Raw genomic sequence first — 25269 nt, forward strand, 5'->3', positions numbered from 1 at the left:
TGTCATTCTAAAAAATCAATAACTCCGTGATTCTTCTTAACTCATCATTAATCCACATAATCCACTCATTTTCTTCCATCTCTTGAAAATTCTTGATACAAAATAAATCATTCTCATTAAGATGATAACTCCAACACATCAAAATGTATTCAAATCGATCTAAGATTATTCGAATAATCTCTACATAATTTTTTGTTTTGCCATTCGCCTTATAGAAATCAGGTAATTGATCACACAAGGTAATCAAGTGTTTGAACGCATTTAAATCAATAAAGCTTTCTTCGTGAAGTAGATAAATAAATGAATCTTCTTTATATCCTTCAACTTCTTTAGGAACTTGTTCTTCAATTAACCAGTCCATCAATACCTCCACTACTTTTCTCTCAAAACTTTCCACAACACATCCAAAACCCCCACCGAATATTCCTCATAATTCTTATTCATCAAATAAGCCAACGTCACTTTATCCTTCAAACTAAACCTAAAAAAGAACCGCCGATTCCAGCTAAGCATCCATCCAATAAGCTGATGTTCAATCTTATCTTTCACTAGTTGATCTGACGCATCCACGTACAATAAAACCAAATCAAAAAAGTAATCCTTACGACTTTCCACGCCAAGAATTTTGATAATACTCAGTTGAAAGCGTGTTTCTTTTCTCTCTTTAAATAGAGGAGTCAACTGCTCTTTTATCTGCAATGAATAATGTGTACTCAATTGATCTATCGCTTTATTTCTCACGTCCCTAGAAGAATCTGACAAACATTCAATATAAATCGGTACCTGCTCTTCTAAAAGTAAACAGCTCAACCAATTCAACACGGATACTCTGATTTTCTTTTTACTCGAATTAATCAGCGGCACCATTCGATCTTGGTCTCTCTTATCTTGTAAAATTGCTAAACCATGGATTGCATTGATCGGATTATCTTTTAAATGCTGGAGATAATATTCTCTGCAGTCTATATCTAGAAATTGCTTTTTCACATAATCAAGCGCTAAATACTTAATTACAGCTGTTTGATCCAATAATTTTGGAATCATTTGCTCTTCTTTCACTCGATTGTTATAACACCACTCGCATGCTAGTTTTCGAATAATCATTTGCGGATGACTTAACACCTGAGATAGATACTCTTTTTCCCACTGTTCTTCTTTTAGTATTTCATTAAATGTCCATCTTAAGATCATTCTGTCTGTTTTTTTCAAGCCGTTTTTTATTACTTGTACTTTATGTTGTTCGTCGAGTCGAAAGCTTAACTCAAATCCATACCTTGAAATATAGATATCCTAGCTTTCCTGAGCTTTTTCCAATAAGTCAAACTGATTCAATAAGATGGTGTTTAGTCGATTGTACACATCTAAATTTTCTTTGTGCTCTAACTCTTTTAAGCGTTTGATTAAAGGTAAAGAAAAAAGAATCGTCGCCTTATTTTCCTGTCTAAACGTCCTAATTATTTCGTATTCAGCTAATTTTCTTACATTTCCGATATGATCATTTAACGAAACTAATAGAAAAGGCAGTGATTTTGAATTCGACGTAGCACTTATTTTTTTCAATGCAAATTCTCTGACATAACCGTTTGGATGGCAAACTAACCATGACCAAAAAAAGACTGGATTAATTGGGCTTAGGCTAATCAATAATGATTCGTTTATCTCTAACCAGTTCCAACTATCTTGAACATAGGAAAAGGTGCGTAATTGCTTAAATGTATTGTAAAATTCCTTTGGTGACTGATCTTCTAGAAACTGCTCAAGATACGTTGTATAGACCGAACAATTATCTTGATTGAACATAATTTTTTTATAGCAATATTTTATTGCGATGGCTATACTTTTAATTTCTGAGTGTTCTTTTTGTAATACCAACAACGTTTGGTTCATTTTATTTCATCACTTGTTTTATTTTATAAACGATTATTTCTTGCTTACAGCTAGTTTAACATTATAATAACCAGTAAAATATCCTCTAAACAAAAAAGCCTACACACAAGAGTCATTACTCTCATATCTAGGCTTAATCTTTTGATTGAACAGGATTTTAATCAGGTATAAATTTCACGCCTATAAATCAAATAATCTTCTTATAATCATTCTACTCAGTTCCTTTTAAAATTTCATCAAGAGAAAAATCAAAAAACAAGCTTAGTTCAACCAAGGTATCAATATTCGGATACGATTTTTCATTTTCCCAACGTGAGACTGTTTGTCTCGTTACATGAAATTTTGCAGCAACTTGCTGCTGTGTTAACTCTTTTTGCTCTCTGCGGATTTTCAACAATTTTCCTATCTCCATAAAATGTCATCCTACCTTCAAAACGTTTTTTATGTATGAAATGTTCTTATGATTTCACATAAAAAACTATGTGACCATTCTACTCAGTTTTATCTTTACTTCTTTGTTTGTCGAGACATTTCCTTCACCAAAGAAGCGATTTCTTCGACCATCGTAAAAAAATTTTTTCTTCATGTTAGTCCCTCCTGTCTGTGTTCTCTTAAATATCACATACTAGGCCTGATTTAAAAAGCAATTTTGATGTTACGTTGCTCTTTATTGATAGAATATTCATACTTTTTTGTAGTTAAAGGGTTATCAGTAGATTACCATACGAATAAATCGAACAAAAGCCAACGTATCCCCATATAGTTTTGAGGTTATTACACTAAATTCACACTTGTATTGCCTCATCTACTAAATTGCTAAAAAACAGCCTCATCTATCTAGATACGAACGACTATCTAGATAACAATAAGACTGTATTTTTATTATTTTGTATTGTTTTTCCTTTAGCTAATTCATCAATCCGTTTATCCATATAACGAATTTTCTGCATTAACTTGTCTTCGATATATTCAACGCGATAGCCACAACCAACACCTTTGATCAACGAAACATTCGGGTTCATTTCTGGTGCGTCTTCAAAAAAAATTTCAAAATCGACTTTTTCATCAAGTTGCTTTTGCAATAAAATTTTGTCATAGCCAGTTAGCCAACGGATGATTTCATCTACTTCGGCTTTATTTTACCCTTTTTTTAGTATTTGCTACTGTTGTATCGTTCTTTTGTTATTTATTACATTTTAACGTTTCCGTTATGATTCTTTCATTGTTTAATAGATACGATTTTTTCGTTTAAGTAATTAAAATCGCAACTATTTGTATTTATTTAATGCCTACTTTTAACAATTAGAAGATAAAAAGAACCTTAACACTGACGTTAAAGTTCTTTTTATCAAATTTATTCTTGTCCCAAAATATCTAAAATAAGCTGTGCATGCATCCCAGAACCCACTGGGAAGCACTCTTCCATAATTTTGAATTTGGGATGATGGTTCATATAGCCACATCCTTCTGCCGCCGTTCCACCGCCTAAAATAAAGAATGATCCTGGCTTCACATCTGTGTATGCTGAGAAATCTTCACCGCCCATCATTTTTGGCGCTTCAAATATTCGCTCTTTACCGACCACTTTTTCAGCTGCTGCCAAAACAATATCTGTTGCATCACTATCATTATTGACCTCACTATAGCCTAGTAAATAATCTAAGTCATAACTAGCTCCATACATCTTACAAATTCCTTCAATAATTCCTTCAATTCGTGTTTTGATAAACTGACGAACTTCTTTATTATTCGTACGAACCGTTCCTTGGATTTGTGCTGTATCCGGAATAACATTGGCTGTTTTTCCAGCATTAAATTCACCGATTGAAATAACGGCATTGTCAAAAGGACTAATATTTCTTGAGACGATATTATTTAAATTATTGATGATTTCGACTCCAATCATGATAGGGTCAACAGATAAGTCGGGGGTTGAACCATGTGAGCCTTTTCCTTGGATTTTCAATGTAAAGACATCAGAAGCGGCGCTAGCTGCTCCTTTTCTAGTCCCCACCATACCAACAGGGATATTCGGCGCGATATGTAGACCGAACACCATATCCACATCATCCATAACACCCGCTTCAACTAGTAATTTTGCTCCCCCCGGTGGTTCTTCTTCGGCCGGTTGGAAAATAAACTTCACCGTTCCTGCAATTTTGTCTTGCATTCCGCTTAAAACTTTAATAGCACCCAAAAGCATTGCTGTATGGGTATCGTGTCCGCAAGCATGCATGACACCTGGATTTTCGGACGGGAAATCAACATCCGCTTCTTCCATGATCGGCAATGCATCAATATCTGCTCGCAAAGCAATCGTTTTGCCAGGTTTACTCCCTTTCAAAGTAGCAATCACACTATTTTCCGTTAAAGAGGTAACTTCTAAGTTAGGAAAATCGGCTAAGACCTTTTGGATATATTTTGCCGTTTCAACTTCATGAAATGATAATTCTGGATGACGATGTAAATGTCTTCTCCATTTGATCATATCTGCTTGAGGCATTTGTTCTTGAATGTTTGTCATTGGTGGTTCCTCCCTTTAATTTAGTTTTCATTAGAATGAACGAAACTATCGCATTATTTTTGTTTAATAAACATAATTGTTACGGCGGTTAATAAGCCCACCACTAAAAAGAAAATAAATGTTGAAATATACTGACCGTTTGACAGCTCCACTAATTTTCCGATAAGAGTCGGTGAAACAAATCCACCGAGAATTCCTCCTGTTGCTAGTGTGCCATAGCTTGGAGCAAACTTAGCGCCTTCAAAGATTCTTAATGGGATGCTCATCATCGTAACAAATGAGATGATCAAGAAAAAGTTTGCCAAGCCCATTACAATCGATAATAAAACAAGATTACCGATATAATAAGAACCAAATGCTGAAAGTGTGCCTAAAATAGCCGTGATTGCAACGACTGCCTTTTCCTTGTGTTGGAAAAATCTTCCGACAACATAACTACCGCCAATCGAACCAATCAGCATGAACAAACCACCCACACTACTGATTACAGCCGCACCATTTAGTGCCAAACCACGTTCCCCCGTCAGAAAGCTTGGTACCCAACTTGAGAGTCCGTATAACAAGCAGTTAATGAAGAATGAGCTTAAAAATAAAATCCATACTCGAATATCTGACCAAATAACTAAAATCGAAATCTTTTCCGTTTTGGTCACAATGGCCTCTTCTTTTTCTTTTGCTTTTTCATTTCTAGGAATAGCGATAATTAGAAAAATAGCAATGACTACCGCCATGGCAGTTAAAAGCATATAGGCATTTTTCCAACCCGCATTTGTAATAATTGGTGATAACGCTAATGGTCCAATAAAACCTGCTACACCAGAGGATGATAATAAGATCCCTTGTGCAAAGGTTCGCTTCTCTGGTGGAAAGTTCATCGTAACTTCCTTACTCGCTGACGATGCATAACCTGAATGCGCTAAAAATCCAGTTAAGAAGCGTAACGACATAAACATGATCAACGATGTTCCAAAACCAAATAGGAATGAAAATAAACCCATTCCTAAAACAGAACCGATCAACACAACTCTTGAGCCAACTTTATTGATGACTAAGCCCATCGGAATCTGCATAATTGCGTAACCAAGGAAAAAAGCACTCATGATCATACCCTTCGCTGCTGGGTCTAATCCAAATTCCTCTGAGATGGGAATCAGCGAATACCCTACTGAAAGTTTGTCGATATATACCATAGTATACCCTAAAAATAATGCTACTAACAATAAACCCGTTTTCTTTGTTTTACGTTTTTCCATATGCCCTCCTTAATATAAAAGCGTAGCGTAAAACTAACCCTGTGGCTAGTCAAAGGCAACTCTCATCTGCTCCACTACTTCATTATACTTACTACTATTACTTTAGTATAATCTATTCTCCACCTAAAATGAAGAATAAAATGAGAATATTTTAATTTTAATGCATTAAAATTAATCTGAACTCTATAATTTAGAGTAACAAAAAAGTTAACGATGAAACAATCGTCAACTTTTTTCTGCTTATATTTGATGTCTACTGAATGGAACTTGTGACAAAAGTACTTTGAAACAGCAATGGAAATAGACTAAAGTTTAACATGCTCTATCAATTTTTGATAGGAAGCAAAAGACGGATGCTTTGTCACTTCACTATTCTCAACTAGTAGTGACTGTTGTGTAACAATTGCATGTGTCAATTCGTCAGCAAATGTTATGAAATCATTGTTCGTCTTTTCATTATAATCTAGCGAAAAGTATTTCGATTGGCGATAATATTGTTTTAACTGATCTTCCGCAATTTTCTCTGGCTGATCAGCAAAATATTCATCATAACGCGCAGTATCGATCTTTCCATCCGTGACGGTCAATTGAAGTCTGCCAATCAATCCATTACCAAAATCCTCCGCATATCCGATATACTTCGTTTTCGACGGTTGTTTGATTTCGTCTTTGAGTTCAGCTGCAATTGCCATTAATCCTTGTCTTGCAGTTGTTGAAGAGCCTTTGACTGTTTCAAAGTTTCCATCAACCCGATTTTCTTCTCGCATTTGTTTTTCTACAAACGTGATGCCATTGACCACCGTGACTAAGGTCGTATCTGTTCTTGGGTTTTGTGCTTGGAAAAAAGCATAATCAGAAAGGCGTTTATTCGCTCCTGCATATTTTGAGGCATAATAATTTTCCGCTCCGTATTCATTAAATTCAACATTGATGATTTTATTCGTTTCATCGGTAACAATCTCAACAATGCCTTTATTTCCCACATCAAAATACCCTTCATTTGTAAAATAGTTTCCCTCCATCAACCCTAACGGAGGTTGATTTGACCAAAACATTTTCTTTAATTTTTCTTCATATGTGTATAGAGGTTTTGGGTTCGATCCAAAGGTTGTCTGAGTCGCCCCCGTAACAACATCATAGTTATACGAAGTATTTTCAAACGTTACATCATTCACGTCAGTTTTTTCCACTTCTTCACTTTTGGCTTGTGTCTCCGATGAAGCTGGATTAAAAATGGCGGGTCTGGATGTGGCACTAGATTGTTCAGTCTCTCTTCTTTGATCTGGTTTACAACCTGACAGTCCAACAATACTGCATAAAATAAACACAGCAAACAGATGGTTTTTTTTCATAAATTTTCTCCTTTTGTTTACTCGTTAGCTGTTGAAGCGATAGCCACTTCCCCAAATTGTTTCTATTGGGATTTCTGATAATTTGCCTTTTTTCAATTTCTCTCTAATGCGTCCTACATGCACAACTACGGTATAGATGTCACTATCCAACTCGTCCATTTCCCACACTTGACGGAACAGCTGCTCTTTCATCCAAACCCGATTCGGATGTTCTATAAAGAATAATAGTAGGTCAAATTCTTTTGTAGGAAAAATGATTTCCTCTCCTAAAACAAAAACTCTGCGGGCACTTTTATCAATCCTGATCTGACCACTTTCGATAATTTCATTGACAGGCTCAGCTTTTGTCAAAGATTGATACCGTTTGATATGGGCTTGAACGCGAGCCACTAATTCACTAGGACTAAAAGGTTTCGTCATGTAGTCATCTGCTCCTAAACCGAAGCCTCTGACTTTATCGATGTCTTCTTTTTTAGCTGAAACAATCATTAATGGAATATTTTTCTTTTCTCTGATTCTTCGGCAAATTTCAAAACCATCCATTGAAGGCAACATAATATCGACCACAATCAAATCAAACGATTCATTCAATGCCCGGTTCAGACCAACCAATCCATCCCTTGAAATCTCAGCTTTTATCTGGTTGATTTCTAAATAATCTTTTTGTAATTCTGCAATACTTGCATCATCTTCAATCAATAAAACACGTGATACTTCGTTTGACATTTGGCTGTCCTCCTCAGGCTTTTTTTAAGTAGATTGTAACGGTCGTCCCTTGGTGTAAGTCACTTTCTATCGTAACTTTCCCTTCATGCATCTCAATGATTTGTTTTACAATAGCCAGACCTAAACCACTACCACCAGTATGTGTTGGACGTTCTTCTTCTCCTCGATAGAAGTGATCAAAAACATAAGGTAATTGTTCTTTTGAAATGCCTTGACCATTGTCTGATAACTGAATCATTATCCTTTCGGCCTTTCTAGACACATCGATTGCAATGGAAAGCGAACGGTTTGGATGTTTAAATTTCAAACTGTTTTCAATCAAATTGATAAAAACTCGATTTAATTGCATCCGATCTGCTAAAACATAACTGTTTGTCATTTCTTGATTTGTTAATTGAAGAGAAACTTGATTATCTTGTAACTGGAATTCTTCAATAATATGCTTTAAAAATTCATTGATATCGATCCGCTCAAAATGAAATGGTACTGCTGAAGCATCTAATTTAGAATAAAGAAATAATTCTTCGATCAGTTCATTCAATGAGAGGGCTTTTGTATGAATCGTCTTTAAATAGTTGGCTTGCTTTTCAGGAGAATCCGCCACGCCATCTAACAAACCTTCTACATAACCAATAATCGAGGTGATCGGCGTTTTTAAATCGTGTGAGATACTAGCAACAAGCTCTTTGCGGTTGTTTTCAAGCTTTACTTGCTCTTCTGTTGATGAAATCAACGCTTCTCTCATTTTTTCAAAATCATCCGTCAATTGTTTGACTTCCAACGCTGTCTGTTTAACTGGTTCGGTTACGGAAGTTTCTAAATGTCCATTACGGATTTCAGTCATTCCAGAACCAAGTGTTTCAAGTGGTCGAATAATCGTTTTCTTCAATAAATGATTTAAAAAAAGTAATCCGCCAATTGACACCAATAAAATCGTAATAATAATCAGGACTCCCCATTTCGTCATAAATTCCAGAAAGCTACTTTCTTTCATTAAAACCAATAGACTGCCAGGCGCTTGATCGTTAAAATAAAAATCAAATTTCATATAGCGATACAATCGTCCTGCATTGTCGATGGTTCCCCTTGTTTCAATGTTATTGGCATCAAATTTAGGAAAATGGGCGATCAATGATTTTTCGACTAAGTCTTTTGAATAGTAGTCGATTGCTTCTTGTTTACGAACAACGACACCCAATGATTCAGCTTCAAATTGCTGAATGGTTTGTTTTAATTCTCCACTAGGTTTAAGCAACTGCTCTGGATTAGATTTGGCAATGCCACGAAGTTTGATATATGCTAATTCCTCTTCCGGACTTAAGGAACGTTGCTGTGTAAACGTTTTGTACACCGTTCCAGGACTAGGTATTTTCCCAGTTGTAACATAAAAAACAATGCAGATGATTGAAAATAGCGATAAACAAGCAATCGCGATCCCGCCAATATATGAAATGAGAAATCGTTTTTTTATGGTCATATTATTCTCCTTTGCGTTATTTACGAAAAAGCGATCGATGTTTTCAACTTAACCAGCTGCACCGTTATTGGAAGCTTTTAAAAACTAAATTCTGGTTTAAATTCTCCCGTATAAGGTTGATGCTCAACGAATACGGTGATGTCATTGCCAGTCTGATCTTTGCCCATTCGTTTATACGTAAATTTTTTGTTGTTTAATTCCGTCAATTCTAGTGCTGCGCCATATTTATTTTGACCGATCGAGACATGCGCTCGGATTTTATTGTGATTCAATACATCAAAGTAACCGAAGTCCCCACGGCTTTCACCTGTTTCTAAGTTAAAAAATTCGTATTTATTTGTATCTGCAGCGAATTTAGCCAAACTAATAAAGTTTTGGTTGAACTCTGTTACATCGTTACCGGATTCATCAACAACCTTTGTCCCATTCCATAACGTTTGACCTAAGATTTCAGCGCCGTCTTTCTTTGCGTTAATAGAACCGGTTGTCGTATTTAGTGCTGTTTCTTTTTCAGTAAAAGCTAGTTCATTTTCATTATACGGGATATGTTCTACAAATACATCTACTTCATTCCCAGATTTGTCTTTGCCTTTTCGTTTATAGGTAAATTGTTTATTCGTCAGTTCCGTAAGGTCAACAACTGCTTGGTAGTTCATCGTTTCTGAAAGTAGGATTCGTTTTGTCCCATCGTTTGTAATGAAAAAGGTGCCACGATCTCCACGGCTTTCACCTGTTTGCGCATCGAAAAATTCATAGCGGCCAGTTTCACTATCATATTTTGCTAATCCGATGAAATTAGCATTTTCTTTCGTTAAATCATTATTGTCTTTATCGTAAACCTTTGTTCCTTGCCAATTGGTTTCACCTAAAATTTTGTTTAACTGATCCCCTTTATTTTTATTCTGTCCTTCTTTGGATTGTTCTGTCTGTTGTTGCTTACTATCTTTTGATCCTGAGGTTTCTTGTGTTCCGACACTACAACCTGCTAATAATAGTACCAAACTTGAGATTCCTACGATAATTTTTTTATTTTTCATGGTAATTTTCTCCCCCTGTATTTGGATAAATGGTTACTGCTTATCTTTAGTATAAAGAGGAGGTGTAAACAAGTGCTAACGAGAAAATAAACAAACTATAAACAATCGATATATACAAAAAAAGGAGGCCTAACTCTAAGAGTCATGCCTCACTTTCAGTTTTAATGGTCTTAAACTGTTGCTGTTTTCGGTAAATTGTCATAAAAAGCAGCTTTCGTTGCAGTGATATAAGGTGTTAGCCATAGGTAGCCGATTCCTAATGTTAAAATTGCTAGGATATGCCAACCAATAAAGCTTAAGTCTAATAAGAATAATTGACCTTTGTACCCATTCATAAGTTGTCTACTGCGCGTAATAGAATTTAGAAATCCTGGGCGTACCCCTGTTTCTTCAAAAGCATCATAGTAAACAAAATACGTTTGTGAGTAAGAATAGCCTTTGATAATTCCTGGAACGATCAATAGTAATGTCCAAAGAGAAATAAACACCGTTGTAATAACGTATAGACAGATTACTCCTAAAACTACAGGCCCAGCAAAGCCGCGGAAAGCATCTGAAAATGGGCGAATATCTTGTCTTTTCCCTCTATAAAGATCAAGGAATGTCCAAGAGATACCAGCGCTAAAGATAGCACCAATAATACCACCTAAAAAGCTACCTCCACCTCCACCTGAATTTCCGTCATAATTTGCATTACCACTCATAAAATCTGGATTGTTTTGCGCAAATGTAATGATAGGAATGATTAGTAAAAAGAATAACAATAGTACAATTGCAATTGAGACCAATGTTGGAACTAAGCACATCAATACACTATCTTTCCAACGTCCACGCAAAACGCCTTTAGCTTCACTTTTTAATTCAGCTCTTGTTTTCATAAAATTTTCCTCCTTTCGTTTCAATACATTTAGTATATCAAATAACTCTTCATAAAAAAAAGCATATGCGTTGAACAGTATTCATTTATAATCTAACACTAGGTAGATTTTCATCTGGATGAAGCAACAATCACTTTTTTGTTTACTAATTTAAAACTGAGAGTGATCGTTCGCTATATAAATAATGAATGCTATAATTTAATTATACAAATGTTCTGACTGTGAAAAAAAAATATTTATAGAGGAAAAAATGACGAAGCAAGACGTGCTTTCCTTTATTTTGTACATCTGCAAGCAATGCTTTCTTGAATAAACTAAGATATCTCTTTATGATTGAGATACATTAATGAAAGGACATTATACGATGGAATTTGGAGAAAAAATAAAAGAGCTACGAACAAAAAATCAACTGACACAGGAAAAATTTGCGATTCGTTTAAATGTAACAAGACAAGCCGTATCAAACTGGGAGAATAATCGAAACCTTCCAGACCTTGAAATGTTGATCCTAATTTCTAGTATTTTTCATATTTCACTTGATGAATTGATTTTAGGAGGAAGTAACGTGAATAATATGACAGAAAAGCTAATTAAGGATGGTAGTGAAACAAGACGAGCAAAATTAACTATGGTCACAACATTGATTGGTGCCTTTTTATTGTTTTTTGGCTTTGCATGTTTTTTTATAAAAGCTAATTCAGTAGAATATATTGATGCAATAGGAATTCTACATGAAAACTTTTATCTTATCCCGATAGGATTTCTTTTTATTTTTGCTGGAATGATGGTATTCATCTTTACAGGGATAAAATTTATTATCGCTTTCGTTGCACACAGAAAATAGGTAGATTCGTCGTAGAACTAAAAAGCACAGTCATTTTTCAAACTGTGCTTTTTAGCTTGTTTATTTTAGTAGCAAGGGTTATAACAATCGTTTTAACCAGTCGAATTTTTTTTGATCATAGGGTGGATAAATCAATTTTGCCATAGAATCTTTTCTTCCATAAACGATTGCTTTTTTATGAGAAAAGGTTTCGATACTGTATTTACCATGATAGTTCCCCATCCCAGAAGCGCCTACTCCACCAAAAGGCAATTCATCATTGGCAACATGAAGAATCGTTTGATTGATACCACCCCCACCAAAAGAGATTTCTTGTAAGATCTTTTTCTGAATATCCCTATCATCGGAAAATAAGTATAAAGCTAATGGTTTTTCCCCTTCTTTAATAAAGGTAATAGCTTCATCTAAGTTTCGATACGTACAAATCGGTAGTAGCGGACCAAACAATTCTGCTTCCATCAAGCTATTATCTCGGCTTAAACCGATATCGAAAAGACTTGGTGCGACATATCTTGTTTGCTGATCATACTCTCCTCCATAAATCAGAAATTGCTGATTTTCATTAATTAATTGACTAAATTTAGCCATTGCATCCCCTTGAACGATTCGACCATAATCAGGATTTTCTTGAATGTTTCTTCCGTAAAATTCGATTATTTTTTCTTTCATCGCGTGAATCAATTCACGTTTCACTTTTTCATCTACCAGAACATAGTCGGTTGCAATACATGTTTGACCAGTATTCAGCAGTTTACTCCAAATAATACGTTCAGCTGCTATTTCGATATCCGCTTGCTCTGTAACGATTGCTGGACTCTTCCCTCCAAGCTCTAAAACAACTGGAGTCAAGTGTTTAGCTGCTGATTCCATCACGATTTTTCCAACTTTAGTACTCCCTGTGAAAAAGATAAAATCCATCCGCTCTTTTAAAACTGTGGCATTATCAATTGAACTTGGCGAAAGAACTTTCACATACTCTTCATCAAATGTTTCACCCACAATAGCCCCAATTACAGCGGCTACATTCGGTGTTTTTGAAGATGGTTTTACAAGTGCACAATTACCGGCTGCAAGTGCGCCAATTAAGGGTACTAACGTCAATTGAAGGGGATAATTAAAGGGACCAATTATATACACAGTACCATACGGCTCTAGAATAACTGTATTTTTATTTAGTAAAGATGATATAGCTCTAGGTTTATTTACAGGGGTCGTCCATTTATCAAGATTTTTAAGTATATCTTTGATTGCTGAGAGTACCAATCCAAATTCTGTTGCATATACTTCAGCTTTAGGCTTTTTAAGATCTTTTTCAAAAGCCCAGTAAAAATCTTCTTCATGTTTTTTTACGTTCGTCAGAAGTTGTTCCAGCTTTTCTTTTCTGAAAGAAACCGATTTTGTTTGATTTGTGTTAAAAAAATTTTGTTGTTTTTTCATGATAGCTTGTAGATCAGATTGATTCATGATACACCCTCCTCTATTTTCTTTTTAGTATAGCACCGATTTTTTATTTTTGATAATAGAAGGATACTTCATGAAGCTTGATAGTTAATAAAAAAGCTCCTCTTACTTTCGCAAGAGGAGCTTTTACGTATGAGTATAAGGAGAAAAGATTCATGAATCAGTTGTCCCTTTTTGCTTTATAATCAACTAAAATTATTTGTTTTTTAAGTTGTAGAAAGATTTCAACCCTTTGTATTCAGCAACTTCGCCTAATTGGTCTTCAATTCTTAATAATTGGTTGTATTTCGCAATACGGTCTGTACGGCTTAATGAACCAGTTTTGATTTGACCAGCGTTTGTTGCAACAGCGATATCAGAGATTGTTGAATCTTCTGTTTCACCTGAACGGTGAGATACAACTGCAGTGTAGCCAGCTTCTTTCGCCATTTCGATTGCTTCGAATGTTTCAGTTAAAGTACCGATTTGGTTCACTTTGATAAGGATTGAGTTCGCGATGCCTTTTTCAATTCCTTCAGCTAATTTAGTTGTGTTTGTAACGAATAAATCGTCACCAACTAATTGAACTTTATCGCCTAAAGCAACAGTTAATTTTTTGAAACCATCCCAGTCATTTTCATCTAATCCATCTTCGATTGAGATGATTGGGTATTTCGCACATAATTCTTCGTAGAATGCGATCATTTCTTCAGTTGTTTTTTCGCCTTCGCCTGAATCAGCTAAAACGTAAACACCTTTTTCTTTATCGTAGAATTCAGAAGAAGCAGCATCCATCGCAAGAACGATATCTTTACCAGGTACATAGCCAGCTTTTTCGATTGCTTCGATGATCACTTCAAAACCTTCTTCGTTTGAACCAAGGTTAGGAGCAAATCCACCTTCGTCACCTACAGAAGTAGCTAAACCGCGCGCTTTTAAGATTCCAGCTAATGCGTGGAATACTTCAGCACCGTAGCGTAAAGCTTCTTTGAATGTAGGAGCACCTACAGGCATGATCATGAATTCTTGGAAGTCGATACTGTTATCAGCATGAGATCCACCATTGATGATGTTCATCATTGGAGTTGGCAATACTTTAGTATTGAATCCGCCTAAGTAGTGGTATAAAGGTACTTCTAGGTAATCAGCAGCACGAGCTACAGCGATTGAAACACCAAGAATAGCGTTTGCGCCTAATTTACCTTTGTTAGGAGTTCCATCTAAATCGATCATTGCTTTATCAATAGCCATTTGGTCACGTACATCGTAGCCAATAATTGCTTCAGCGATGATGTTATTTACGTTGTCAACTGCTTTAACAACCCCTTTACCTAAGTAACGAGCTTTGTCGCCATCACGTAATTCAACCGCTTCGTATTCACCAGTTGAAGCACCAGATGGAACCATTCCACGACCAAAAGCACCGCTTTCAGTGTATACTTCTACTTCGATTGTTGGGTTACCGCGTGAGTCTAAGACTTCGCGTGCATAAACATCAGTAATAATTGACATGTTTTGTCTCTCCTTTGAGTTTGTTTTATACTAAGGGGATTCGATTCCCTTAATTATGATTGTAGTGAATAACCGTGCGCTATGCAAACATTTTTTGCATAATTCATAGAATATTCAATGAATCTTTGATTAATTGCGTATATTGTTATAAGACGTGATTATTTAACAGCATCAAGTAAAGCTAAGAAAGAGTCAGCTTCAAGACTCGCTCCGCCAACTAAAGCACCATCAACGTTTTCTTTTGCCATATATTCAGCAATGTTTTCAGGTTTTACAGAACCGCCATATTGGATACGTACAGCTTCTGATACTTCTTTGCCATATAATTTTTCAACTGTTGCACGAACAACGCCACAAATTTCATCAGCGATATTCGCATCAGCAGATTTACCAGTTCCGATGGCCCAGATTGGTTCATAAGCAATAACCATTGAAGATACTTGCTCGTTTGATAAACCAACTAACCCTTTTGTGATTTGGCCTTCGATCCATTCAGCAGTTTTGCCTGCTTCGTATGTTTCTAAAGATTCACCACAACAGAAGATTGGTGTCATGTTGTTTGCAAAGATTGCTTTCGCTTTCTTGTTGATGTCTTCGTCTGTTTCGTGGAAGTACTCACGACGTTCAGAGTGACCGATGATTACATAGTCAACACCTAGATCAGCAAGTGCTGCTGGAGACGTTTCACCAGTGAATGCACCTGAATTTTCCCAGTAGCAGTTTTGTGCAGAGATTTTTAATTCAGTCCCTTTGGCTGCTTCTACTAATTCTTGTAAGAATAAAGCAGGAGAACCGATAACAGAATCTACTGAACTATTTGCAGGGATTTTTGTTTTTACAGCTTCTGCAAAATCTTTTGCTTCTGAAGCCGTTTTGTTCATTTTCCAGTTACCAGCAATAATTGGTTTACGCATGGAAAAGCACATCCTTTTCTTTTTTGTGGTATAGATTGATCAAACCAATCCAGTTTCACAAGCCATCTCTCTTCGGTATTACTGAATAAAATTCACGATAAAAAGCATCGCTAAAATTTTTCTCCAGTAATACTTGAGATCAAAATAGGCTTGTTCAACTTTTTTACTTCTCGTTGATTGCCGCTAATCCCGGTAATTCTTTACCTTCTAATAATTCTAAGCTTGCGCCCCCACCAGTTGAGATGTGAGTAAATTTATCAGCAAAGCCTAATTGGATTGCAAGCTGCAGCAGAGTCTCCTCCACCGATAATTGTTGTTGCATCTTCTAAGTTAGCAATTGCTTCACATACACCGATCGTACCTTTAGCAAAGTTGCTCATTTCGAATACGCCCATTGGCCCGTTCCAAACAACTGTTTTTGCACCTTCTAATTCTTTAGTGAACAATTCAATTGATTTAGGTCCAATGTCTAAGCCCATGTAGCCTTCTGGGACAGCTTCACCATCAGTGATAACTGTTTCAACATCATTGCTGAATTCATTAGCACATACTGAATCGATTGGTAATACTAGTTTGTCACCAGCTTTTTCAATCAACTCTTTTGCTAAAGCAACCTTATCTTCTTCAACAAGAGAATTACCGATTTCGATTCCTTTCGCTTTGTAGAATGTATAGGTCATTCCGCCACCGATAAGGATTTTATCTGCTTTAGAGATCAAGTTTTCGATAACACCGATTTTGTCAGAAACTTTGGCGCCACCTAAGATAGCAACAAATGGGCGTTTTGGTGCAGTTACTGCTTCACCAACGAATTTAATTTCTTTTTCCATTAAGAATCCAGCAACTGTTGGGATACCAGTTGACGCAATTCCTACATTAGAAGCGTGTGCACGGTGAGCCGTACCAAATGCATCATTAACAAATACATCGCCTAAAGAAGCCCAGTATTTACCTAATTCAGCGTCATTTCCGCTTTCTTTTTTACCGTCGATATCTTCAAAACGAGTGTTTTCAAATACTAAAACATCGCCGTCTTTCATGTTGTTAACAGCAGTTTCTAATTCAGTACCACGAGTTTCTGGAACGAACGTTACTGGTTTACCCAATAATTCGCCTAAACGCTCTGCAACTGGTTTTAATGATTTGCCGGCTTTATCTTCTTCTGTTTTAACACGACCTAAGTGAGAGAATAAGATTGCTTTTCCACCATTGTCTATTACGTATTTGATTGTTGGAAGTGCCGCTACGATACGGTTGTCGTTCGTGATCACGCCATCTTTCAAAGGTACGTTAAAGTCGACACGTACAAGAACTTTTTTGTCTTTTAAGTCTACATCTTTGATAGTCTTTTTAGCCATTAAACGTTACTCCTATCTATTTTTAATTTTTTAAAAGAATGATTATCTTAAACTTATAAAAAAAGCGGGGAAGCGCGTTGCTTCCCCGCTTATTATTTCACAGTTGTTCAAATTTCACTAATGATAAGAATGAATCTTATAAGTTAGCGAAGTACTCTAAAGTACGAACTAATTGTGCAGTATAAGACATTTCGTTGTCATACCAAGCAACAGTTTTCACTAATTGTTGATCGCCAACAGTCATTACTTTTGTTTGAGTAGCATCGAATAATGAACCGAAAGTCATCCCTACGATATCAGAAGAAACGATTTCGTCTGTGTTATATCCGTAAGATTCGTTAGCAGCTTTAGCCATCACTTCATTTACTTCTTCAACTGTTACTTTTTTGTCAAGAACTGTTACTAATTCAGTTAATGAACCAGTTGCTACAGGAACACGTTGAGCAGCTCCATCTAATTTACCATTTAATTCAGGTATAACTAGACCGATTGCTTTAGCAGCACCAGTAGTGTTAGGTACGATGTTTTCTGTCTGCAGCGCGTGCACGACGGAAGTCTCCACCTGGGTGAGGTCCATCAAGAGTCATTTGGTCACCTGTGTAAGCGTGGATTGTCGTCATAAGACCTTCAACCACACCAAAGTTATCTTGTAAAGCTTTAGCCATAGGAGCTAAACAGTTAGTCGTACATGAAGCACCTGAGATAACTGTTTCTTTACCTGTTAAGATATCGTGGTTCGTGTTATAAACGATTGTTGGTACATCATTTCCGCCTGGAGCAGAGATAACAACACGTTTAGCACCAGCTTTTAAGTGTAACTCAGCTTTTTCTTTTGAAGTGAAGAATCCAGTACATTCAAGAACGATATCTACGCCTAAGTCGCCCCATGGTAATTCTTCTGGGTTGCGGTTAGCAAGAACTTTAACTTCTTTACCGTTTACGTTGAAAGATCCATCATGAACTTCAACAGTTCCGTTGAAACGTCCTTGAGTTGTGTCATATTTTAACAAGTGAGCCAACATTTTAGCGTCTGTTAAATCATTGATTGCTACTACTTCGATTCCTGCTACATCTTGGATACGACGGAATGCTAAGCGTCCGATACGTCCAAATCCATTAATACCTACTTTAACTGTCATTAAAGATTTCCTCCTTATGAAAATCAAAAATTTTTTTATTTTAAAGGGTTACCCCTTTTAAAATCTCATTTGCGGCAGCTTCATCTGTGATGAGCCACGTTTGTTTTGGTGCATTTTTCATATAAGCGCGGATTGCTTTAGCTTTCGACTTACCGCCTGCAATTGCAACGACATTCGAAATTTTCTGGACATCTTTTAACTGAAGTCCGATTCGAGGAATCTTATAAACAACTTCGCCCTCTTCATCAAAGAAATAGCCAAAAGATTCTGCTACAGCATTATTTTGCTTTAACATGACCATTTCGTCATCTGACATTTTACGACGTGCTGCCATATGCAACGCGCGTCCAATACTGTGAACAACACAATTGCTCTGTTCAATCAGTGTCAACACCTCTTGGATCGAAGGTTCTTGCAGTAGTGAATTATACGTTTCAAGACTCAACTGTTCCGGAACATATAATGCTCTATGATGACCACCGGTTTTACTTGCCATTACAGCACTTACCGAATTAGCTTGAACCGTCATTGCTTCACCGATTCCGCCTCTAGCTGGAACAAACAGATTATGTCTCTTTTCTGTTTCTAATGTTCCCATGTGCTCTGCAGTCATTGCCATTGTTGTTCCGCCCATCACTGCAATAATATTACGTCCTTCAGGTAAAAGCAAATCCAACGAATCGGTCAAAATATCTCCGAACTCATAAAGAACTTTATCTTGATTGTCACTATTACCAGCTACAACGATACAACGTTTGATTCCAAAGTATTGACTGATTTCTTTTTCGACTTGATGCATGCCAAGTAATTGATTCATCATCGACTCTAAACCTTGATAAACACCTAAGCCTTTTTCAGTTAATGTCATTCCGCTTTTAGAAGTTTCTATTAGTTGAAGATTTTTCAGGAAGTCTGTCTCAGTTCTTAAGACTCTTTCTGTTATTCCCATACTATCAGATAGGCTTCTACGTCCAATAGGCTGCATCCAGTATATATTACGAAGAATATGAAACCTTTCCTGCATTACATCGAGCAAATCTGGAGCAACTGCTTCAATCATTTTCAATTCATCTAGCATGATGCGCTCCTTCGTTGGTCCAAAAACGTCCAAGTAAGACTTAAAACGACCTATGAACTTTAAAAAAATAGGATTGACGTTCTTCTTTTTCATTGTTAAATTCTTTAACAGTCATAAAAGCGTCCCTCAATCTTACATACATAGTTTAACAGTTTTCATTCTTCTTTTCAAGAAAAAGAGATTATTTTTTTAATTAACCACTCTATTCATAATAGTTGATCCTATACTTTAGCCTGCAATCACAAACACGACCCACGCTCTCATTTCTAATTTTAGTACAAATAAAAAAATCCAGACCCTACTCTGGATTTTTTAAGATGATATCATACCTTACAGGTCTTCTTCATAAAAGCGACCGAGAATTTTTACATTATCAGAAATGCTGACAAACGCAGATGGATCAGATTCTTTCATGGCAGCTTCTAACGCAGGTAATTCAAAACGAGTCACGACTGTCAGTAGTAGCGTTTGTTTGTCATGGCGATATGCCCCTTCTGCTTCATGGATAATCGTAATGCCTCGTCTCATTTTCTGTTGAATACCATCGATTACATCATCTGGATTTTTTGTGATGATCATAACCTGCATTTTCTTTTGCTTCGTATACACGGCGTCTGTTACTTTACCACTGACAAAAATTGACAACGCACTATAAAACATATACTGCCAACCAAACAAATATCCTGCTACGAAAATAATTAATCCATTGAAATACATGGATATCGATCCTACTGAACGTCCTGTTTTCTTACGGATCGTGATGCTAAAAATATCCAATCCACCTGATGAAAGACCATTTTTCAAAGCAAACCCAATCCCAGATCCCATCACTGCTCCACCAAATATCGCACAAATAATGGGATCATTAGATAAACTTGTTTGCGGTACAATCTGCATAAAAATTGAGGTCAATGTGACCGTTAAAAAGGTAAAAACGGTGAATTTTTTACCAATTTTTAGCCAAGCCACAAAGAACAGCGGGATATTTAAAGCATATAACGTAATCGATACAGGTACTTTAAACCCTACGATATTCGTTGATAAGGTTGTAAGAATTTGAGCTAGTCCTGTAATCCCACTGGAATAGATATTTCCTGGTTGATAAAAGAAGTTCATCGCAACAGATGCCAAAATCGCATAAACGATCGACACTGAAAGTTTTGTCGTATAATCATGGACAGGTAAACTTTCAAAAAATTTTTTCATGTAGAGGTAGCCTCACTTTACTTGATTCATTTGGTTCTTATTATACGTGCTTTAGGATAAGAAAAAAAGGACAATCTTCTAAATAGAAGAAAATACTTATTCGTTACACGAATCAAGCTTTTGAAAAATTCAATCTTAATTGGCATTTAGGCTTTTCAATATTTCAGTATAACCTAAATTTTTAGCGTAATCTTCAGCTGTCCGTCCAGTATTATCTCTTAAATTTTTATCTGCTCCCGCTTCCAATAAAACAGTAACGATTTGCTGATATACAAGAGATCCATCTGTCAAAGCTACCGCTTCGATAAGGGCAGTATAGCCATAATTATTTTGATGGTCAATCTCTACACGTCCATCTTTTAATAGTAATTTCACATTCTCAAGATGTCCTTTTTCTGCTGCTGGAATCAATGCATTTCCACCGAAGCGGTTTACTTTTTGTTGATCAGGTGTTTGCTTTTCCAGCATGTAGCTTAAAATTTCAGTTTTCCCTTGCGCTCCAGCATAAAGATAAGGACTATCAGAAATTAAATCTTGTACATTAATATCCGCTCCCGCGTCAATCAGGATTTTGGCGATCTCAATGAAATTTTGATGCGTTGCAATCAGAAGCGATGTTTCTCCTCGTTCATTTTTTTCATTGATCGGATAGTCTTTATCTTTCAGTATTTCTTGAACTTTTTCAGCATTTTTTTCATTTACGGCTTGGATCAAGCTTCCGTTAGCAAACTCTTTGCGTGTAGCTTCTGTTGTTTCCGTTGTATGCTCTAACTCTTCTTTAGTAGATTGACTACGTTCATCTTTTTTAATTCCCATCTCCGTACTCTCCTCCGTTGGTTGTGTCTTCTCACTTTTATTCGTTTGACAGGCTGAAAAAAGTAGCAATGACGAAAACAATAGTAGCGTCTTCAATAAAAATTGCTTTTTCATTCTCGTAATCCCTCCTTTAATAATAGGTTAAAACCAGTATAAAGGATAAATGTAAACGAATTATAAACAACGTAATTCATCTGTCTAAAGTTTAATTGGCCCATTCAATTGACGCGACGATCTTGTTTTGACCGTAAAAAAACGATTGGGAATTTCTCCCAACCGTTTTTCAGCAAATTCTATTCATCGACAGCCGTGACATCGATATTTAATTCAAATAATTGTAATGGTGAAACGACACTTGGTGCACTTGTCATTGGGTCAGCTGCTTTCCCATTTTTAGGGAAGGCAATTACTTCACGAATATTATTTTCGCCAGCTAATAACATCACTAAACGGTCTAATCCTAAAGCAATCCCGCCATGTGGAGGGAAACCATAATCTAAGGCATCTAGCAAGAAACCAAATTGTTCTTGTGCTGATTCTTTTGTAAAGCCTAGCGTTTCAAACATTTTTTCTTGCAACTCACGTTTATGGATACGTGATGAACCGCCACCTAGTTCGTAACCATTCAAGACAATATCGTAAGCTTCGGCATAAACGTTTGCTGGATCTGTCGAAAGTAGTTCAATATCTGATTCTTTCGGTTGGGTGAATGGATGGTGTGCAGATACGTAGCGACCAGCTTCTTCATCGTATTCAAACAATGGCCAATCAACGACCCACAAGAAATTGAATTTAGTATCATCGATCAATCCTAATTCTTTCCCTAAACGCGAACGTACGGCACCTAATGATGCTGCAACTATTTCCGGTTTATCAGCACCAAACATCAAAATATCGCCAACTTCTGCATTTGTCGCTTTGATCAAGTCATCAGAAACCTCTGTTAAGAATTTCGCGATTGGCCCTTTTAGACCGTCTTCTTCTACTTTTAACCATGCAAGTCCTTTGGCACCAAATTGACTTACATAGGTACCTAAGTTATCCATATCTTTTCTTGAATAGTTATCAGCAGCACCTTTAGCATTCAACGCCTTTACTTGCCCACCATTTTCTAGCGCCATTTGGAAGACTTTAAAATCAACATCTTTTACTACATCTGCGATATCGATCAATTCCATATCAAAACGAGTATCAGGTTTGTCACTACCATAACGTGCCATCGCTTCGTCGTAGCTAATACGTGGGAATGGTAATGTCACTTCGATCCCTTTTGTTTCACGCATCACTTTCGCTAGCATCTCTTCAGTCATTGTTTGGATTTCTTCTGGTGATAAAAAAGTTGTCTCCAAATCGACTTGTGTAAATTCTGGTTGACGGTCACCACGTAAATCTTCATCACGGAAACAACGAACGATTTGGTAATAACGATCGAAACCAGCATTCATCAATAATTGTTTAAAGATTTGTGGTGATTGTGGTAATGCATAAAAATGCCCTGCATGTACACGTGATGGCACTAAATAGTCGCGCGCGCCTTCTGGTGTCGATTTACCAAAATAAGGTGTTTCGATATCGATAAAATCAGTATCGTCTAAATAATGACGGATTGATTTGGTTACTTCATGACGTAATTTTAAGTTTGCAGTCATTTGTGGACGGCGTAAGTCTAAATAACGGTATTTCATACGGATTTCATCACCGACATTGTTTTCATCTTCAATCAAAAATGGTGGTGTTTTTGCTGTATTTAAAATCGTGATATCTGTTGCCATCACTTCAAATTCACCGGTTTTCATTTTAGGATTGATTGCTTCTTTATCACGATACGTCAGCTCTCCAGTAATTTCAATTACATATTCGCTACGACATTTATCTGCAATTTCCCAAGCTTCTTTTGAATGGGCTGGATTGAACACCACTTGTGCAATTCCTTCACGGTCACGTAGGTCAATAAAAATAACTCCGCCTAAGTCACGACGTTTTTGTACCCATCCTTTTAATGTAATCACTTGTCCTACTAAATCTGCTGAGACTTCTCCACAGTATACTGTTCTTTTTGTCATTGGTCTTTGCTCCTTTTCATTTTTACTCTTTATTCATCAAACATCACGGTCATCATTTCATCATAGACTTCATCAAATCTTTCATAAATATCTGATAGTGGGAATGATTTTTCATTACGGTTAGCCATTGATTTTACGTTAACGATTCCCTCGGCTAATTCTGTTTCCCCTAAAGTCAAGGCAAGTTTGGCGTTTACTTTAGCGGCAGTTTTAAATTGGGCTTTTGCTTTGCGGTTCATAAAATCACGATCTGCTGAGAAACCAAAATCACGGATTGCTTGAACAAGTTTTAATGCCTCAATATTTGTCTGCTCACCAATTCCGACCACGTAAGCGTCAATGTCGTTGATTACTGGCACCACAACACCTTCGGCTTCCATAGTAATCAAGACACGCTCGATCCCCATCGCAAAACCAAAACCAGGTGTTGCTGGTCCGCCTAATTCTTCAACTAACCCATCATAACGTCCGCCAGCACAAATCGTTGCTTGTGCGCCCATACCTGGTGCTTCACTCATCACTTCAAAAATGGTATTTGTATAATAATCCAATCCACGAACCATATTACTGTCCACTACAAACGGAATGTTCAATTCGTTTAACATTGTTTGAACTGTTTCAAAATGTTCTTTTGATGACTCGCTTAGATAATCTAAAATTGATGGCGCATCTGCTACGATCACTTGATCTTTTTTATCTTTACTATCTAATACACGTAATGGATTCTCGTGCAAACGACGTTTTGAATCCTCACTCAATTCAGCGGATTTTGGTTCTAAATAATCGATCAAAGCTTGACGATATGCCGCTCTTGTAGCTTTATCGCCTAAAGAGTTGATCACTAATCGAATTTGATTAATGCCTAATTGTTTGAAAAAGTCTAAAGCCATTGCCATACTTTCGACATCCACTGCGGGATTTTCGCTACCGAAAGCTTCTGCTCCGATTTGGTGAAATTGTCTTAAACGACCTGCTTGCGGACGCTCATAACGAAACATTGGTCCCATATAATACGTTTTATACGGTTTCGTAAATTCAGGTCCAAACAGTTTGTTTTCAACAAATGAACGAACGATTGGTGCAGTTCCTTCTGGACGTAATGTTACATGACGATCTCCTTTATCGTAAAAATCGTACATCTCTTTTGACACGATATCTGTTGTATCTCCTACACTACGAGAAATTACTTCATAATGTTCAAAAATCGGCGTACGGATTTCTTCATATTGGTAATCACGAAAAATCAAACGAGCAGTTTCTTCAACAAACTGCCACTTTTCTGAAGTTCCTGGTAATAAGTCATTGGTTCCTTTTGGTTTTTGATAACTCATTTGTTTCATCTCCTAGTTATTGTTTATTGGGACAACGATTTTTCGTCCTAGGTATAAGTGAGGTTTTATTTTTATACTCTTTTCACTTATTTTATCGTCGATTCTTTTTTCCTTTATTAGCGCGATTTGGTGATTCACTAGTATGGTAACTTCTCTCACTTCGTTCGCCAAGTATTGTTCATCATCTATTCTGGCGCAGCCAACCGCTATGCTTACAGACCTAAATAGCAACTCACAATTTTTTTCTTTGCTTTTTTGGGATTGGGCTTTTGGTGATTCACTAGTATAGTAACTTCTCTCACTTCGTTCGCCAAGTATTGTTCATCATCTATTCTGGCGCAGCCAATCATAGTGATTCACAACAAAAATCGCCCTTGTATTAAATACAAGGGCGAATGAATAGACATACGCGGTACCACCTAAGTTTGAAAGAT

20 protein-coding genes, 3 pseudogenes and 1 other annotated feature (1 of these 24 running past the window's edge) are annotated in these 25269 nt (G+C 36.6%); of the genes and pseudogenes, 1 reads left to right on the forward strand and 22 read right to left on the reverse strand.

Translation table 11 applies throughout. The annotated features are described in order from the left end of the window. Positions 1-7 precede the first annotated feature (7 nt). From AC1PU0_RS11700 to AC1PU0_RS11755, 12 genes and pseudogenes are all read right to left on the reverse strand, one after another. A complete protein-coding gene (locus AC1PU0_RS11700) occupies positions 8-361 on the reverse strand; it encodes a hypothetical protein (RefSeq protein WP_206849915.1) in 354 nt (117 codons plus the stop codon). An 11-nt stretch (positions 362-372) separates the two neighbouring features. Next, on the reverse strand, positions 373-1191 hold the full coding sequence (locus AC1PU0_RS11705; protein WP_479998395.1) for a HEAT repeat domain-containing protein: 819 nt from the start codon (positions 1189-1191) through the stop codon (positions 373-375). A gap of 99 nt (positions 1192-1290) precedes the next feature. After that, a complete protein-coding gene (locus AC1PU0_RS11710; RefSeq protein WP_206849912.1) occupies positions 1291-1887 on the reverse strand; it encodes a hypothetical protein in 597 nt (198 codons plus the stop codon). A 211-nt stretch (positions 1888-2098) separates the two neighbouring features. Beyond that, a complete protein-coding gene (locus AC1PU0_RS11715; protein ID WP_069655212.1) occupies positions 2099-2299 on the reverse strand; it encodes a helix-turn-helix transcriptional regulator in 201 nt (66 codons plus the stop codon). A 439-nt stretch (positions 2300-2738) separates the two neighbouring features. Continuing rightward, positions 2739-3023: pseudogene (locus tag AC1PU0_RS11720) on the reverse strand (DUF2200 family protein); the annotation flags it as partial. Between the two features lie 218 nt (positions 3024-3241). After that, positions 3242-4411 (reverse strand): M20 metallopeptidase family protein, encoded by a 1170-nt coding sequence (locus AC1PU0_RS11725; protein WP_111247699.1) that lies wholly within the window; start codon positions 4409-4411, stop codon positions 3242-3244. Positions 4412-4464: 53 nt separating this feature from the next. Then, on the reverse strand, positions 4465-5664 hold the full coding sequence (locus tag AC1PU0_RS11730) for an MFS transporter (RefSeq protein ID WP_069655210.1): 1200 nt from the start codon (positions 5662-5664) through the stop codon (positions 4465-4467). 305 nt (positions 5665-5969) lie between these two features. Then, on the reverse strand, positions 5970-7016 hold the full coding sequence (locus AC1PU0_RS11735) for a hypothetical protein (RefSeq protein ID WP_111247701.1): 1047 nt from the start codon (positions 7014-7016) through the stop codon (positions 5970-5972). Positions 7017-7040: 24 nt separating this feature from the next. Further along, a complete protein-coding gene (locus AC1PU0_RS11740) occupies positions 7041-7742 on the reverse strand; it encodes a response regulator transcription factor (protein ID WP_069655208.1) in 702 nt (233 codons plus the stop codon). A 13-nt stretch (positions 7743-7755) separates the two neighbouring features. Then, positions 7756-9219, reverse strand: a complete 1464-nt coding sequence (locus AC1PU0_RS11745; protein ID WP_111247703.1) for a sensor histidine kinase — start codon at positions 9217-9219, stop codon at positions 7756-7758. Between the two features lie 77 nt (positions 9220-9296). After that, positions 9297-10256, reverse strand: a complete 960-nt coding sequence (locus AC1PU0_RS11750) for a DUF4822 domain-containing protein (RefSeq protein WP_069655206.1) — start codon at positions 10254-10256, stop codon at positions 9297-9299. 170 nt (positions 10257-10426) lie between these two features. Next, positions 10427-11134, reverse strand: a complete 708-nt coding sequence (locus AC1PU0_RS11755; RefSeq protein WP_069655205.1) for a DUF975 family protein — start codon at positions 11132-11134, stop codon at positions 10427-10429. Between the two features lie 364 nt (positions 11135-11498). On the opposite strand from AC1PU0_RS11755, the gene AC1PU0_RS11760 reads away from it, so the two are divergent. Continuing rightward, positions 11499-11978, forward strand: coding sequence for a DUF3955 domain-containing protein (locus tag AC1PU0_RS11760; RefSeq protein ID WP_206849983.1), 480 nt, complete (start codon positions 11499-11501; stop codon positions 11976-11978). 78 nt (positions 11979-12056) lie between these two features. On the opposite strand, the gene AC1PU0_RS11765 is transcribed toward AC1PU0_RS11760, so the two are convergent. The 10 genes and pseudogenes from AC1PU0_RS11765 to hisS all read right to left on the reverse strand — a co-directional run bounded on the left by AC1PU0_RS11765 (position 12057) and on the right by hisS (position 24835). Further along, complete coding sequence (locus AC1PU0_RS11765) at positions 12057-13442, reverse strand: aldehyde dehydrogenase family protein (protein ID WP_206849911.1); 1386 nt, start codon at positions 13440-13442, stop codon at positions 12057-12059. Between the two features lie 192 nt (positions 13443-13634). Further along, complete coding sequence (eno, locus tag AC1PU0_RS11770; RefSeq protein ID WP_479998396.1) at positions 13635-14930, reverse strand: phosphopyruvate hydratase; 1296 nt, start codon at positions 14928-14930, stop codon at positions 13635-13637. Positions 14931-15088: 158 nt separating this feature from the next. After that, positions 15089-15844, reverse strand: a complete 756-nt coding sequence (gene tpiA, locus AC1PU0_RS11775) for a triose-phosphate isomerase (protein WP_069655203.1) — start codon at positions 15842-15844, stop codon at positions 15089-15091. Between the two features lie 163 nt (positions 15845-16007). Beyond that, a pseudogene (locus AC1PU0_RS11780) lies at positions 16008-17202 on the reverse strand (phosphoglycerate kinase). A gap of 136 nt (positions 17203-17338) precedes the next feature. Further along, positions 17339-18341, reverse strand: a pseudogene (gene gap, locus AC1PU0_RS11785) (type I glyceraldehyde-3-phosphate dehydrogenase). A 40-nt stretch (positions 18342-18381) separates the two neighbouring features. Continuing rightward, on the reverse strand, positions 18382-19419 hold the full coding sequence (locus tag AC1PU0_RS11790; protein ID WP_069655201.1) for a sugar-binding transcriptional regulator: 1038 nt from the start codon (positions 19417-19419) through the stop codon (positions 18382-18384). Positions 19420-19749: 330 nt separating this feature from the next. Continuing rightward, positions 19750-20625: a YitT family protein gene (locus AC1PU0_RS11795; RefSeq protein WP_069655200.1), complete on the reverse strand. Its 876-nt coding sequence runs from the start codon at positions 20623-20625 to the stop codon at positions 19750-19752. 135 nt (positions 20626-20760) lie between these two features. Continuing rightward, positions 20761-21555, reverse strand: a complete 795-nt coding sequence (locus AC1PU0_RS11800; RefSeq protein ID WP_206849910.1) for an ankyrin repeat domain-containing protein — start codon at positions 21553-21555, stop codon at positions 20761-20763. 179 nt (positions 21556-21734) lie between these two features. Then, positions 21735-23504: an aspartate--tRNA ligase gene (aspS, locus tag AC1PU0_RS11805; RefSeq protein ID WP_206837444.1), complete on the reverse strand. Its 1770-nt coding sequence runs from the start codon at positions 23502-23504 to the stop codon at positions 21735-21737. A gap of 29 nt (positions 23505-23533) precedes the next feature. Then, entirely contained in the window at positions 23534-24835 is a 1302-nt protein-coding gene (hisS, locus tag AC1PU0_RS11810; protein WP_206849909.1) for a histidine--tRNA ligase, read from the reverse strand. 384 nt (positions 24836-25219) lie between these two features. Continuing rightward, positions 25220-25269, reverse strand: a binding site (T-box leader) (it continues 157 nt past the right edge of the window).

The organism is Enterococcus sp. XAF26B05_ASV22 (genome assembly GCF_056727285.1).

Excerpts from the sequence above, each read along its gene's own strand:
- AC1PU0_RS11795 (WP_069655200.1), bottom strand. The coding sequence starts at position 20,625 with ATGAAAAAATTTTTTGAAAGTTTACCTGTCCATGATTATACGACAAAA.
- AC1PU0_RS11750 (WP_069655206.1), bottom strand. The coding sequence starts at position 10,256 with ATGAAAAATAAAAAAATTATCGTAGGAATCTCAAGTTTGGTACTATTA.
- AC1PU0_RS11745 (WP_111247703.1), bottom strand. The coding sequence starts at position 9,219 with ATGACCATAAAAAAACGATTTCTCATTTCATATATTGGCGGGATCGCG.
- AC1PU0_RS11715 (WP_069655212.1), bottom strand. The coding sequence starts at position 2,299 with ATGGAGATAGGAAAATTGTTGAAAATCCGCAGAGAGCAAAAAGAGTTA.
- hisS (WP_206849909.1), bottom strand. The coding sequence starts at position 24,835 with ATGAGTTATCAAAAACCAAAAGGAACCAATGACTTATTACCAGGAACT.
- tpiA (WP_069655203.1), bottom strand. The coding sequence starts at position 15,844 with ATGCGTAAACCAATTATTGCTGGTAACTGGAAAATGAACAAAACGGCT.
- AC1PU0_RS11790 (WP_069655201.1), bottom strand. The coding sequence starts at position 19,419 with ATGCTAGATGAATTGAAAATGATTGAAGCAGTTGCTCCAGATTTGCTC.
- AC1PU0_RS11710 (WP_206849912.1), bottom strand. The coding sequence starts at position 1,887 with ATGAACCAAACGTTGTTGGTATTACAAAAAGAACACTCAGAAATTAAA.
- AC1PU0_RS11765 (WP_206849911.1), bottom strand. The coding sequence starts at position 13,442 with ATGAATCAATCTGATCTACAAGCTATCATGAAAAAACAACAAAATTTT.
- AC1PU0_RS11760 (WP_206849983.1), top strand. The coding sequence starts at position 11,499 with ATGGAATTTGGAGAAAAAATAAAAGAGCTACGAACAAAAAATCAACTG.
- AC1PU0_RS11800 (WP_206849910.1), bottom strand. The coding sequence starts at position 21,555 with ATGAAAAAGCAATTTTTATTGAAGACGCTACTATTGTTTTCGTCATTG.
- AC1PU0_RS11735 (WP_111247701.1), bottom strand. The coding sequence starts at position 7,016 with ATGAAAAAAAACCATCTGTTTGCTGTGTTTATTTTATGCAGTATTGTT.
- AC1PU0_RS11755 (WP_069655205.1), bottom strand. The coding sequence starts at position 11,134 with ATGAAAACAAGAGCTGAATTAAAAAGTGAAGCTAAAGGCGTTTTGCGT.
- AC1PU0_RS11740 (WP_069655208.1), bottom strand. The coding sequence starts at position 7,742 with ATGTCAAACGAAGTATCACGTGTTTTATTGATTGAAGATGATGCAAGT.
- AC1PU0_RS11725 (WP_111247699.1), bottom strand. The coding sequence starts at position 4,411 with ATGACAAACATTCAAGAACAAATGCCTCAAGCAGATATGATCAAATGG.
- AC1PU0_RS11700 (WP_206849915.1), bottom strand. The coding sequence starts at position 361 with ATGGACTGGTTAATTGAAGAACAAGTTCCTAAAGAAGTTGAAGGATAT.
- AC1PU0_RS11730 (WP_069655210.1), bottom strand. The coding sequence starts at position 5,664 with ATGGAAAAACGTAAAACAAAGAAAACGGGTTTATTGTTAGTAGCATTA.
- eno (WP_479998396.1), bottom strand. The coding sequence starts at position 14,930 with ATGTCAATTATTACTGATGTTTATGCACGCGAAGTCTTAGACTCACGC.
- aspS (WP_206837444.1), bottom strand. The coding sequence starts at position 23,504 with ATGACAAAAAGAACAGTATACTGTGGAGAAGTCTCAGCAGATTTAGTA.
- AC1PU0_RS11705 (WP_479998395.1), bottom strand. The coding sequence starts at position 1,191 with ATGATCTTAAGATGGACATTTAATGAAATACTAAAAGAAGAACAGTGG.